The sequence below is a fragment of the Arthrobacter woluwensis genome (assembly GCF_030816155.1).
Classification (GTDB): Bacteria; Actinomycetota; Actinomycetes; order Actinomycetales; family Micrococcaceae; genus Arthrobacter_E; species Arthrobacter_E woluwensis_A.
Genome location: NZ_JAUSXR010000001.1, coordinates 3,311,211 through 3,324,679 on the forward strand (window position 1 = coordinate 3,311,211; position 13,469 = coordinate 3,324,679).

The following is a 13,469-nucleotide window of genomic DNA, read 5'->3' on the forward strand; positions in this document are numbered from 1 at the left end:
CGGCATTCCCGGCCATTCCGCGGAACCACATCGGTGTAATTATCCACAGGCCGAAGGCTGGCTATCTTCTGGATTTTCGATCGTCTACAGTGTCTCAGTAGCCGTTTTCCACCGATTGTGCATAACACTGTGGAAAAGTGCGGTCCATCACGCCAGGACTGCGCGGCACGACGTACGGGAACCCCAGAGTCAGAAAGTCACGGTGCGCATGGACGAGAGCAATCACGCAGACACGGTCGGTGGTCCCTGGCGCCAGGTGGTCCATCTTCTGGAACGGGATCCGCAGGTTTCCCCACGTCAGCGCGCTTTCGTCTCCCTCGCACAGGCTCAGGGCCTGGTCGGTTCCACCCTCCTGGTGGCCGTCCCCAACGAGATGACCCGTGACGTCCTGATCAACCAGGTGAAGGATTCCCTGGACGCCGCATTGCGTGAGGTCTTCTCCGACGAGATCCGCTGCGCGATCGATGTGGACGCCAATCTGTCCCCCGTGGCACCCGCCGTGCCGGCCGCCGTCGTGATCCCTGAAGAGCTGGACGTCGAGACTCCGGCCAGCGAGGTCCGGGCCCAGCCCACGCCGCCGAGCAATTCGCAGGAGTTCGGCCGGCTCAACCCCAAGTACCTTTTCGACACCTTCGTGATCGGCCAGTCGAACCGCTTCGCGCACGCCGCAGCGGTGGCGGTCGCCGAGGCGCCGGCCAAGGCCTACAACCCGCTGTTCATCTACGGCGATTCCGGCCTGGGCAAGACGCACCTGCTGCACGCGATCGGCCACTACGCCCGGCGTCTCTACAGCGGAATCCGCGTCCGGTACGTGAACTCCGAGGAATTCACGAACGACTTCATCAACTCCATCCGCGACGACGAGGGCACCAGCTTCAAGCAGATGTACCGGAACGTGGATGTGCTGCTGATCGACGACATCCAGTTCCTGGCCGGCAAGGACGCGACGATGGAGGAGTTCTTCCACACGTTCAACGCCCTGCACCAGAACAACAAGCAGGTGGTCATCACCAGCGATCAGCCGCCCAAGGCACTCGACGGTTTCGAGGACCGTCTGAAGTCGCGGTTCGAGTGGGGCCTCCTCACAGACATCCAGCCGCCGGAGCTCGAGACCCGCATCGCCATCCTCCGCAAGAAGGCTCTCAGCGAGGGCCTCTCCGCACCGGACGAGGCGCTCGAGTACATCGCCTCACGGATCTCCAGCAACATCCGTGAGCTCGAAGGCGCGCTCATCCGCGTGACCGCCTTCGCCAGCCTGAACCGCCAGCCGGTGGGATGTGGCCCTGGCCGAGATGGTCCTGAAGGATCTCATCACCGATGAGGGCGCTCAGGAGATCACGGCTTCCCAGATCCTCGACGCCACGGCGGACTACTTCAAGCTGTCCCTGGACGAGCTGTGCAGCAAGTCCCGGACACGCACCCTGGTGACCGCCCGCCAGATCGCCATGTACCTCTGCCGCGAGCTCACGGACATGTCGCTTCCGAAGATCGGCCAGGAGATCGGCGGACGGGATCACACCACGGTGATGCACGCAGATCGGAAGATCCGCGAACTCATGAGCGAACGCCGCCAGATCTTCAACCAGGTCACCGAGCTGACCAACAAGATCAAGCAGCAGCAGCGCGAGGCCTGAGGGCCTTCGCGGAACCCACTCCTTATTAACTTAACAACACCTGTGGATAAACCTGGGGACAGTTAAGTGGAGAAGCCGCCGCGATGGTCTTAAAACCTCCCTCGGCGCTGTGGATCCCCGAAATGGCGCGGAAGCACTGCCCCCACAGGCCCGCTGCGGTTGTTGGCATTAATGCCCACAGCGGGTCAACAGGACACTTCCGCGGAAAGACGCGGCAGGATCCGGTTATCCACAGAATCCACAGCAGTTATTAACACTACGAATCCCAAAAGATCTGAAATTCGTGAGATAACAACTTCCCTCCGCTCCGGCACCCGTCCACCGAAGACCCCGGGACCTCCGGCTCCGCCGGAACGGGAACACCACCGACGGCAGGGTCGGCCGATCCAGCGGAACGCCTCTGGACGAAGCGGATCCCGGGGTGGACCCGGCGACGCCGGACCCACCCCACTCCCGTGACCTCGGACACCGGTGCGGCACTTGCCTCTCCGGCCGGGTATTCTTGCAAGCTGAATCCGACTAAGCTGGGCGCAACGAGCTCCCGTACTTGAAAGGCGGCACCCTTCCGTGAAGTTCAGAGTTGAACGGGACGTTCTCGCCGAGGCAGTGAGCTGGGCAGCACGCTCACTTTCTCCCCGGCCTCCGGTACCGGTTCTCTCTGGTCTGCTCCTCAAGGCCGAGCACGGAACGGTCAGCCTCTCGAGCTTCGACTACGAGACCTCCGCACGCCTGGAGATCCCCGCCGAGATCCGCGACGAAGGCACCATCCTCGTGTCCGGACGTCTGCTCGCCGACATCTGCCGCAGCCTTCCTTCCGCACCGGTCGACATCGAGACCGACGGATCCAAAGTCACGCTGACCTGCCGCCGCAGCTCGTTCCACCTGGCCACCATGCCGGAGAACGAATACCCCGCCCTGCCGGCGCTCCCGGACAGCAACGGCATGGTCGACGGTGCAGCGTTCTCGCAAGCCGTCAGCCAGGTGATCATCGCCGCCAGCAAGGACGACACCCTGCCGATCCTCACGGGTGTGCGCCTCGAATTCGAAGACGACCTGATCACCTTCCTCGCCACGGACCGTTACCGTCTGGCCATGAAGGAACTCCCCTGGGCGCCTTCGGCTCCCGGGCAGTCCATGTCCGCGCTGGTCAAGGCCAAAACGCTCAACGAAGTCGCCAAAACCCTCGGCGGCAGCGGTGAACTGAAGCTCGCGATCACCCAGGACGACTCCCGGCTGATCGCCTTCGAAAGCGCCGGACGTGCCACAACGTCGTTGCTGGTGGACGGCGATTACCCCAAGATCCGTTCACTCTTCCCGGAGACCACGGCCATCCATGCCGTGGTCAACACCTCCGAACTCGTGGAGGCCGTCCGCCGTGTCTCGCTCGTCGCCGAGCGGAACACCCCGGTGCGTCTGGCCTTCACTGATGGACAAGTCCACCTCGATGCCGGCACGGGCGAAGACGCCCAGGCCTCCGAAGAGCTGGAAGCACGTTTGGAAGGCGAGGACATCACGGTCGCGTTCAACCCGGGTTATCTGATCGAGGGCCTGAGCGTCATCGAAACCCGGTTCGTCAGGTTCTCCTTCACCTCCGCCCCGAAGCCGGCCATGCTGACGGCTCAGGCGGAGCTCGAGGGCGAGGACTCTGACGACTACCGCTACCTGGTGATGCCCGTCCGTCTTCCGAACTGACGTGCGAAACCAGCTAAGGAAAGAAGTGGACGCCATGCACATTGGTCTGATCGGGCTCGGCAAGATGGGCTTCAACATGCGGCAACGCCTCCGCGATGGCGGCGTGACCGTCACCGGATTCGACCGCAATCCGGAGAAGACCGACGTCGCGAGCGTGGACGAGCTCATCAAGGCGCTGCCCACCCCGCGCGTCGTCTGGGTCATGGTGCCCGCCGGTGAGATCACCGACGCGCTGATCCGCGAACTCTCCGAGAAGCTGTCCGCCGGTGATCTGGTGATCGACGGCGGCAACTCGCGCTTCACGGAAGACCAGAAGCACGCCGCGCTGCTCGCCGAGAAGGGCATCCGCTTCGTCGACTGCGGTGTGTCCGGCGGTGTCTGGGGCCTGCAGAACGGCTACGGCCTGATGGTCGGCGGCAGCGCCGAGGACGTCGAATCGGCCATGCCGGTGTTCGACGCCCTCCGTCCCGAAGGTCCCCGCGAGGACAGCTTCGTCCACGTCGGGGACGTCGGCGCAGGTCACTACGCCAAGATGGTGCACAACGGCATCGAATACGGTCTCATGCAGGCCTACGCCGAAGGCTACGAACTGCTCGCCGCCAAGGACATCATCAAGGATGTGACCGGCACCTTCCGCGCCTGGCAGAAGGGCACCGTCGTGCGCTCCTGGCTGCTCGACCTCGCCGTCAACGCCCTCGAAGAGGACCCGGGCCTCGACAAGATCGCCGGCTGGGCCGATGACTCCGGCGAAGGCCGCTGGACCGTGGAGGAGGCGATCGCCAACGCGGTGCCCGCCCCCGCGATCACGGCGGCACTGTTCGCCCGTTTCGTCTCCCGCCAGGAGGATTCGCCCGCCATGAAGATGGTGGCCGCCCTCCGCAACCAGTTCGGGGGCCACGCCGTCAAGCAGGCCGGCACCGACGCCCCGCAGTAGTCAGCCGGCGTGTACCTGGCGCATCTCTCGCTGACGGATTTCCGCAGTTACCCTCAGCTTGAACTCCCGCTGGAGCCGGGCGTCACCGTCCTGGTCGGGTCCAACGGCGTGGGCAAGACCAACGTGATGGAAGCCATCGGCTACCTGTCCACGCTCGGCTCGCACCGTGTCTCGTCGGACCAGCCGCTGCTTCGGTTCGGCGCCGAACAGGCGTTCATCCGGGCCAGGCTGGTCCGGGGCGAGCAGCAGGCCAGCGTGGAAGTGGAGATCAACGCCGCCAGGGCCAACCGGGCCCGCATCAACCGGGGCAACCCGGTGCGGGCCCGGGACATCCTGGGCCTGGTCCGTTCGGTGCTCTTCGCACCGGAGGACCTGGCCCTGGTCAAAGGGGAACCGGCCATCCGTCGCCGGTTCCTCGACGAACTGCTCGTCACGCTGGAACCCCGTCATGCGGGGACGCGCGCCGATTACGACCGGGTGCTCAAGCAGCGCAACGCCCTGCTGAAATCGGCCCGCGGCGGGCGGCTGTCCTCCGCGCAGGAAGCCACGCTGGACGTGTGGGATCACCACCTTGCCACTCGCGGCGCGGAACTCCTGCACGCCCGGCTCGCCCTGGTCCGCAGTCTGCAGCCCCATATCGACACGGCTTACGCGTCCCTCACCGACGGGTCGAAGATCGCCCGGGCGCACTACCGCTCCACGGTCGCCTTCGAGACCGAGGAAGGCGGGGCCGGCCTGCTGCTCGCTCCGGCCGCGGCGGACGACGACGGCGGCCCCGCCGTCGTCGGGATCCCCGCGGTGGAGGATGACGCGGCGCGGCTCGCCGGAGACGACATCGCCCGGCTCACCGAACGCTACTTGCTGGCGCTGAAGGCGAGTCGGCAGCAGGAGGCCGACCGGGGCCTGACCCTCGTGGGACCACACCGCGAGGAATGGGAGCTACTCCTGGGGCAGGCGCCCGCGAAGGGCTTCGCCTCGCACGGCGAGACCTGGTCGTTCGCGCTGTCCCTGCGCCTGGCCGCTTACTACGCCCTGCTGGAGGACGACCTTTCCGGCACCCAGGCGCCCATCCTGATCCTCGATGACGTCTTCGCGGAGCTCGACGCACAGCGGAGGGCCCGGCTCGCGACCATCGTGGCCACCGCCGAACAAGTGCTGGTCACGGCCGCGGTGGACAGCGATGTCCCTCCGGAACTGGCGGGTTCCAGGGTCCGCGTCCTGCCCGGCACGATCCTTCCGGGAGCCGGCGATGGTGCGTGACCCCGATCCCGGCAGGCCCGGACAGGAGGGCACGCCCGAACAGGAGGGTCCGGACGCCGCGCGTGACGCCCTGCGCCGGGCTCGCCGCGCCGCAGAACTGCGGGGCGAGATCCGGAGCAAGTCCGCAGCGGGATCACTCGAGGGCCCTCGCGTCCCGAAGAAGAAAGCCCGTCCCTCCCGCGAATTCGGGCTGGGCCGGGATCCCCAGGGCGTCGGCTCGATCATGGGACGGCTCGTGGTGGACCGGGGCTGGAGCTCGCCGGTCGCGGTGGGATCGGTGGTCAGTCAGTGGCCGTCCTTCGTGGGGCCGGAGGTCGCCGCGCATTGCCAGGCGACCGGATTCGCGGGCACGACCCTGACGGTGCGCTGCGATTCCACGGCCTGGGCGGCCAATATGCGTCTGCTGCGACCCAGCCTCCTGGAGAAGTTCCGGACCGAAGTGGGGCCGGGGATCGTGACGGTGATCGAGATCCACGGGCCCAATCCTCCGTCCTGGAAGAAGGGGCGCCGGAGTGTGCCCGGACGGGGTCCGCGTGACACGTACGGGTGAAACGCTCCACGGCCTCCAGGAGCTCTGAACGCCCCGTATGCCGTATCCCGGGCCATCCAAGAGCCCTCCGAGAGCGCCAGGAGCCCGTTGCGGGCCGGTCAGGGCAGTTTTTCTTCGCCAGGAGTGTCCCAGAATCAGGAATCGTTCAGTTCTAAAGGGTAGAATGAACGGTGAGGCTCAGAGCGCCGCTTCGTGACGGATCCGGCGCTCGATCCATGTCCCGGGACCGCACCGGCGGTGCCTCACGCCGGAGGACCCATGGAACGAGCACCACACACGTCAGCCCGTTCACGTCAGCCCACCGCCGCGGCGGATGACTGGCCGAGCACGCTTTAAGAGCAACGAAGGAAAGACACGCCTGTGGCCATTGAGAACGCCGAACACCCAGACGCCGATCCGCAGCCGGAAAGCGGATTGTCCGCCACCACGCAGCGCGACTACGGCGCCAGTGACATCACCGTCCTTGAAGGTCTGGAAGCCGTCCGCAAACGGCCCGGCATGTACATCGGCTCGACCGGCCCCCGCGGTCTGCACCACCTGGTCTACGAAGTCGTGGACAACTCGGTGGATGAGGCCCTGGCCGGGTACTGCTCCCACATCGAGGTGGTGCTCCAGGCAGACGGCGGCGTCAGCGTGGTGGACGACGGCCGTGGCATCCCCGTGGACATCCACCCCACCGAGGGCAAGCCGACGGTGGAAGTGGTCATGACCATCCTGCACGCCGGCGGCAAGTTCGGTGGCGGCGGCTACTCCGTCTCCGGTGGTCTGCACGGCGTGGGCATCTCCGTGGTGAACGCGCTGTCCCGCCGCGTGGACACCGTGGTCCGTCGTCAGGGTCACGCCTGGCGCATGTCCTTCGCCGACGGCGGCAAGCCCATGGGCCCGCTGGTCGAGGGCGAGGAGACCGTGGAGACGGGCACCACCCAGACCTTCTACCCGGACCCCGAGATCTTCGAGACCACCGAGTTCGATTTCGAGACCCTCCGTGCCCGCTTCCAGCAGATGGCGTTCCTGAACAAGGGCCTGCGCATCACGCTGACGGATGAGCGCGAGATCGAGACGCCCGACGAGGACCTGGACCTCGATCACCTCAATGAGGCGGAGAGCGGTCCCCGGACCGTGGTCTACCAGTACGACAACGGTCTTCTGGACTACGTGACCCACCTCAACAAGAGCAAGAAGACCGAGCTGGTCCACCCGGACGTGATCTCCCTCGCGACCGAGGACACGGACAAGCAGATCTCGCTCGAAATGGCGATGCAGTGGACCACGGCATACTCCGAGAGCGTCCACACCTACGCCAACACCATCAACACGCATGAGGGCGGCACGCACGAGGAGGGTTTCCGCGCTGCGCTGACCACCCTCATCAACCGCTACGCCCGCGAGAAGAACATCATCAAGGAGAAGGACGACAACCTCACCGGTGATGACATCCGTGAAGGCCTGACCGCCGTCATCTCCGTGAAGCTCTCCGAACCGCAGTTCGAAGGACAGACCAAGACCAAGCTCGGCAACTCCGAGGCCAAGGGCTTCGTGCAGCGTGCCGTGACCGAGGAGCTCGGCGACTGGCTGGAGCGCAACCCCGGCCCCGCGCGGGACATCATCCGGAAGGCGATCAACGCCGCCCAGGCACGTCTCGCGGCCCGGAAGGCCCGTGACAACGCCCGACGGAAGAGCCCGCTGGAGTCCTTCGGCATGCCCGGCAAGCTCTCCGACTGCTCCTCCAAGGACCCGTCGCGCTGCGAGGTGTACATCGTGGAGGGTGACTCCGCAGGTGGTTCCGCCAAGCGCGGCCGCAACCCGGAGACCCAGGCGATCCTGCCCCTGCGCGGAAAGATCCTGAACGTCGAGCGTGCCCGCCTGGACAAGGCTCTCGGCAACGCCGAAGTGCAGTCGATGATCACGGCGTTCGGCGCCGGCATCGGCGAGGACTTCGACCTCGAGAAGCTGCGGTACCACAAGATCGTGCTCATGGCCGATGCCGATGTGGACGGCCAGCACATCACCACGCTGCTCATGACCCTGTTGTTCCGCTACATGCGGCCGCTCATCGAGAACGGTTACGTCTACCTGGCGCAGCCGCCGCTGTACCGCATCAAGTGGTCCAACGCGACGCACGACTACGTCTACAGCGACGCCGAACGTGACGCCGCGCTGGTCAAGGGCCAGGCCGAGAACAAGCGCCTGCCCAAGGAGAACGGCATCCAGCGCTACAAGGGTCTCGGCGAGATGGACTACACCGAGCTCTGGGACACGACCATGGACCCTGACCGCCGCACGCTGCTGCAGGTCACCATGGATGACGCCCTCGCCGCGGACCAGGTGTTCTCGGTCCTCATGGGCGAGGATGTCGAATCCCGCCGTAACTTCATCCAGCAGAACGCCAAGGACGTCAGGTTCCTGGACATCTAGGTGAGCCGGCGACGGCGGCCGAGTGCCGCCGTCGTGCGCCTGATCCGGAACTGATCAACGTGAAACGAAAGACGGAACGATGAGTGACGAAACTCCCGAAATCCCTGGCATGAAGAGCCCCGAGGCCGCCATCGAGGGCACGCTGGTGGACCGCGTCGAGCAGGTCGACCTGCAGACCGAGATGCAGCGCTCCTACCTCGATTACGCCATGGCCGTGATCGTGGGCCGTGCCCTTCCGGATGTCCGGGATGGCCTCAAGCCGGTGCACCGCCGCGTGATCTACGCGATGTACGACGGCGGCTACCGCCCCGACAAGGCGTTCAGCAAGTGCGCCCGCGTGGTCGGCGACGTGATGGGCACGTACCACCCGCATGGCGACATGGCGATCTACGACGCCCTGGTCCGTCTCATCCAGGACTGGGTGATGCGCTACCCGCTCGCACTCGGCCAGGGCAACTTCGGCTCCCCGGGCAACGACGGCGCGGCCGCCCCCCGGTACACCGAGACGAAGATGTCCCAGCTCGCCATGGAGATGGTCCGGGACATCGACGAGGAGACCGTCGACTTCCAGCCCAACTACGACGGCCGCAGCCTCGAGCCGACCATCCTGCCGGCCCGCTTCCCGAACCTGCTGGTCAACGGATCCTCCGGCATCGCCGTCGGCATGGCCACCAACATCCCGCCGCACAACCTCCGCGAAGTGGCGGACGGCGTGCAGTGGTACCTGCAGAATCCGGAAGCCACTCGCGAAGAGCTCCTCGAAGAGCTCCTGCTCCGCATCAAGGGTCCGGATTTCCCCACCGGCGCCACCATCCTGGGCCACAAGGGCATCGAAGACGCCTACCGCACGGGCCGTGGTTCCATCACGATGCGTGCCGTGGTCAACGTCGAGGAGATCCAGGGCCGCACCTGCCTCGTGGTCACCGAGCTGCCCTACCAGGCGAACCCGGACAACCTGGCCGTGAAGATCGCCGAACTCGTCAAGGACGGCAAGGTCCAGGGCATCGCCGACCTGCGCGATGAGACCTCCGGCCGCACCGGTCAGCGCCTCGTGATCGTGCTCAAGCGCGACGCCGTGGCCAAGGTGGTCCTGAACAACCTCTACAAGCACACCCAGCTGCAGGAGAACTTCTCTGCGAACATGCTGGCGATCGTGGACGGTGTGCCGCGCACGCTGAGCCTCGACGCTTTCATCCGCCACTGGGTGGCGCACCAGTTGGACGTCATCGCCCGCCGGACCCGGTACCGCCTGCGCCGTGCCGAGGAAGAGGCGCACATCCTGCGTGCGCTCCTCAAGGCGTTGGACATGCTGGACGAGGTCATCGCCCTGATCCGCGCTTCCAGCACCACGGAGGCCGCCCGCGACGGTCTGATGGAACTGCTCGAGATCGATGAGCTCCAGGCCCGCGCCATCCTCGACATGCAGCTGCGCCGTCTGGCCGCTCTGGAGCGCCAGAAGCTCCAGGAGCGTCACGCCGAACTCGAAGCGCTGATCACCGAGTACAAGGAGATCATCGCGTCCGAGGACCGCCAGCGCGCCATCATCTCCGAAGAGCTCGCCGGGATCGTCGAGAAGCACGGCGATGACCGCCGCACGCAGATCCTGCGCGGCTTCGACGGCGACATGTCCATCGAGGACCTCATCCCCGAGGAAGAGGTGGTCGTCACGATCACCCGCGGCGGCTACGTCAAGCGCACCCGCAGCGACAACTACCGTTCGCAGCAGCGCGGCGGCAAGGGCATCAAGGGCGCCCAGCTGCGGGGCGACGACGTCGTGGAGCACTTCTTCGTCACCACCACCCACCACTGGCTGCTGTTCTTCACCAACCTGGGCCGCGTGTACCGCGCCAAGGCGTACGAACTGACCGAGGCCGGCCGTGACGCCAAGGGCCAGCACGTGGCGAACCTGCTGGCCTTCCAGCCGGACGAGCACATCGCCCAGGTCCTCGACCTGCGTGATTACCAGCAGGCCCCGTACCTGGTTCTCGCCACGAAGGGCGGTCTGGTCAAGAAGACCCGCCTGGAGGACTACGACACCAACCGTAGCGCCGGCGTGATCGCCATCAACCTGCGCGACGGCGACGAAGTGGTCTCGGCCCAGCTGGTCAGCGAGACCGACGACCTGATCCTGGTGTCCCGCAAGGGCCAGTCGATCCGCTTCACCGCCGACGACGAGGCGCTGCGTCCCATGGGCCGCGCCACCTCGGGCGTCACCGGCATGAAGTTCCGCGAGGCTGACGAGCTTCTCGCCGCCGATGTGGTCACGGAGGACTCCTACGTGTTCATTGTGACCGAGGGCGGCTACGCCAAGCGCACCGCGGCCGACGAGTACCGTCTGCAGAACCGTGGCGGCCTGGGCATCAAGGTGGCCAAGCTCGCCGAGGAACGCGGTGACCTGGTGGGCGCTCTCATCGTGGATGAGAACGACGAGGTCCTCGTGGTCATGGAGGGCGGCAAGGTGGTCCGTTCCTCGGTCCAGGGCGTGCCCGCCAAGGGCCGCGACACCATGGGCGTCATCTTCGCCAAGCCGGACAAGAACGACCGGATCATCGGCGTCGCGCGCAACACCGAACGTGGTCTGGAGGTCGAGGAATCCGGGGAAACACCGGACGATGCCGAAGCCGATGACGTAACGTTGAGTCAGAACAAGGACGGCGCCGACGCGTCCGTCCCCGTCCAGGACACCGAATCCGGCGAATCCGGCTCGGACGATCCGCAAAGCGATGAAACCAGTGGAGGTACCGCGTGAGCCCCTCGAACTCGAGCCCCTTTGAGAGCCGACCGACGAAGGACGAAGGCTCCGCGAACCCATCGGGCGGCTCCGGCGACAAGAGTGGCCAGACCTCCCGCCCGGCGGCTTCCCCCTTCGAGGCCCCGCAGCAGCCGAAGCCTCAGGCCAAGCCCGCCGCGGACCAGCAGCGCCAGGCTCCCGCCTCGCGCCCGGCTCCGGCCGTGAGCAAGTCTCCCGTCCCCGGCGCCACCGGTGCGGCGACGCAGGGTTCGGCTCCGGCCGGCTCGGCGAACGCCTCCCGTCCGGCCGAGGCACGTCCGGCGCAGGGAGGTCCCGCCCAGGGCCGTCCTGCCCAGGCCCGTCCCGCTCAGGCGCGTCCTGCTCAGGCTCCTGCGGGTCCGGCTGCTTCCGCCGCCACCGCGGGGCTCGTGAAGCCCGCGCCCAAGGCGAAGGTGCGCCGCGCCAAGCTCATGATCAGCAAGGTCGACCCGTGGTCGGTCCTGAAGATGTCCTTCCTGCTCTCCGTGGCGCTGGGCATCGTGACCGTGGTGGCCGCACTGGTCCTGTGGACCGTGCTGGACCTGACCGGCATCTTCAACCAGGTGAACAAGCTCGTGGGTGACGTGGCCGGCAGCGAAAGCGGCGGCTTCGACCTCCGGAAGGTCGCCTCGCTCGGCCAGGTGGTCTCCTTCTCCACGATCATCGCCGTGGTGAACGTCGTGCTCCTGACGGCCATCTCGACGCTGTCCGCCGTGCTGTACAACCTCGCCGCCACCCTGGTGGGCGGCGTGGGCGTCACGCTCACGGACGACTGAACGACCCCTTCGAGGGCCAGCCTCTGATCGGCCGGGACACCGTGTGGACGGTGTCCCGGCCGATTTGGATTGGGCAGGGAAGTCCTGTAAAGTCTTATCTCGGCCCGATCGAGGAGACTCGTGGGCTGTGGGGGCGTATAGCTCAGGCGGTTAGAGCGCTTCGCTGATAACGAAGAGGTCCCAGGTTCAAGTCCTGGTACGCCCACGGAACACCGAGTTCACGGAACGAGGCACCATGAAGAAATTTGCTCGTCATCGCACTGGCAGTCGCTTCCGTGGTCATCGTGAAGAAGGCCCGGGAGTCCGAAGCCCAGAAGGGTGCCTGGAAGCAAGGAACCGATTCGGTTTCCTGACCGGGATTCTGGGGGCATGGCGCAATTGGTAGCGCACCTGCTTTGCAAGCAGGGGGTTAGGGGTTCGAGTCCCCTTGCCTCCACCATCACAAAAGGATCGTCGCAAGACGGTCCTTTTGTTTTGCCCCCACGACGACGGCGGAAGGCTGAGGCATGAACGCACTGATGGCCACGCTGGGCATCCTCGGAGTCTCCGCCTCGGGGCCGCTGGTCTCCGCGACACTCGCGGGCACCACGGTCGGAGCGATCGCCATCGCCTTCTGGCGCAACGCGATCGCCGCCGTCGTGATGGGGGCTCCCGAACTGGCACGCCGCCCGCAGTCGTTCACCCGCGTGAGCCGCCGTTCCCTCGTGTGGAGCGGCGTCGCGGGGATCGCCTTGGCGTTCCACTTCGTCTGCTTCTTCTACTCGCTCGAACTGACCAGCGTGGCCGCCTCCACCGCGCTCGTCTGCCTGCAGTCGGCCTGGATCGCCCTCATCCAGCTGTTCCGCGGCACGAAGCACTCCTGGCACGTCCTGGCGGGGCTGGGGATCTCGTTCCTGGGAGTCGTGGCGATCACGGGTTTCGACCTGGGGTCGTCCCCTCAGGCGCTGTGGGGTGACATCCTGGCGATCCTGGGCGGCATCCTGGCGGGCGTGTACACGCTGGCCGGCAGCAAGGCGCGGGAGGACATGACGACGGGCGCCTACACGGGCATCTGCTACGCATTCTGCGCCCTGGTGGTCCTGGTGCTGGCACTCGTGGGGCGGCAGCCGCTGGTCGGGTTCGAGCTCAACGGGTGGCTCGGCATCCTGGCCATCACGGTGGCCGCGCAGCTGCTGGGCCACACCTCGCTGAACTACTTGGTGGGGCACATGAGCGCGCTCGTGGTGTCCATGCTGGTGCTGCTGGAGATCCCCGGAGCGGCGATCCTGGCGGCGGTGTTCCTCCACGAGGTGCTGCCGGCCGGGACCTACGCGGGCCTGGCCCTCATCATCGCCGGCCTCGCGGTCGTCATCGCGGGTCAGCGCGGCAAACGGGAGAAGCTCGCGGAAGCCCCGATCGACTGACGCCGCCTCGACTGACGTCGCCGGGCGGGCGGAGG

At 66.4% G+C, this 13,469-nt stretch carries 9 protein-coding genes, 2 tRNA genes and 1 pseudogene; all 12 read left to right on the forward strand.

Going from position 1 to position 13,469, the window contains the following annotated elements; all coding sequences use genetic code 11:
* The first annotated feature begins 202 nt into the window (after positions 1–202).
* Positions 203–1,634, forward strand: a pseudogene (dnaA, locus tag QFZ52_RS15225) (chromosomal replication initiator protein DnaA).
* Between the two features lie 567 nt (positions 1,635–2,201).
* Positions 2,202–3,326: a DNA polymerase III subunit beta gene (gene dnaN / locus QFZ52_RS15230; protein WP_307498458.1), complete on the forward strand. Its 1,125-nt coding sequence runs from the start codon at positions 2,202–2,204 to the stop codon at positions 3,324–3,326.
* 1 nt (position 3,327) lies between these two features.
* Entirely contained in the window at positions 3,328–4,260 is a 933-nt protein-coding gene (gene gnd, locus QFZ52_RS15235; protein WP_307498460.1) for a phosphogluconate dehydrogenase (NAD(+)-dependent, decarboxylating), read from the forward strand.
* Between the two features lie 9 nt (positions 4,261–4,269).
* The gene (gene recF / locus QFZ52_RS15240; protein ID WP_307498461.1) at positions 4,270–5,520 is read left to right on the forward strand and encodes a DNA replication/repair protein RecF; all 1,251 of its coding nucleotides are present in this window, start codon (positions 4,270–4,272) and stop codon (positions 5,518–5,520) included.
* A complete protein-coding gene (locus QFZ52_RS15245) occupies positions 5,510–6,070 on the forward strand; it encodes a DUF721 domain-containing protein (RefSeq protein ID WP_307498462.1) in 561 nt (186 codons plus the stop codon). The genes recF and QFZ52_RS15245 overlap by 11 nt, the downstream gene beginning before the upstream one ends.
* Positions 6,071–6,430: 360 nt before the next feature.
* Complete coding sequence (gene gyrB, locus QFZ52_RS15250; protein WP_373425686.1) at positions 6,431–8,485, forward strand: DNA topoisomerase (ATP-hydrolyzing) subunit B; 2,055 nt, start codon at positions 6,431–6,433, stop codon at positions 8,483–8,485.
* 79 nt (positions 8,486–8,564) lie between these two features.
* Positions 8,565–11,234 carry a DNA gyrase subunit A gene (gene gyrA, locus QFZ52_RS15255; protein ID WP_307498463.1) on the forward strand — a complete coding sequence of 890 codons (2,670 nt, stop codon included), beginning with the start codon at positions 8,565–8,567 and terminating at the stop codon, positions 11,232–11,234.
* 203 nt (positions 11,235–11,437) lie between these two features.
* Positions 11,438–12,031, forward strand: coding sequence for a DUF3566 domain-containing protein (locus QFZ52_RS15260; RefSeq protein ID WP_307498734.1), 594 nt, complete (start codon positions 11,438–11,440; stop codon positions 12,029–12,031).
* Between the two features lie 131 nt (positions 12,032–12,162).
* Positions 12,163–12,236 (forward strand) — tRNA-Ile (locus QFZ52_RS15265).
* Positions 12,237–12,276: 40 nt separating this feature from the next.
* Positions 12,277–12,384 (forward strand): DLW-39 family protein, encoded by a 108-nt coding sequence (locus tag QFZ52_RS15270; protein WP_307498465.1) that lies wholly within the window; start codon positions 12,277–12,279, stop codon positions 12,382–12,384.
* Positions 12,385–12,394: 10 nt separating this feature from the next.
* Positions 12,395–12,470, forward strand: a tRNA-Ala gene (locus QFZ52_RS15275).
* A gap of 67 nt (positions 12,471–12,537) precedes the next feature.
* On the forward strand, positions 12,538–13,434 hold the full coding sequence (locus tag QFZ52_RS15280) for a DMT family transporter (protein WP_307498466.1): 897 nt from the start codon (positions 12,538–12,540) through the stop codon (positions 13,432–13,434).
* Positions 13,435–13,469 lie beyond the last annotated feature (35 nt).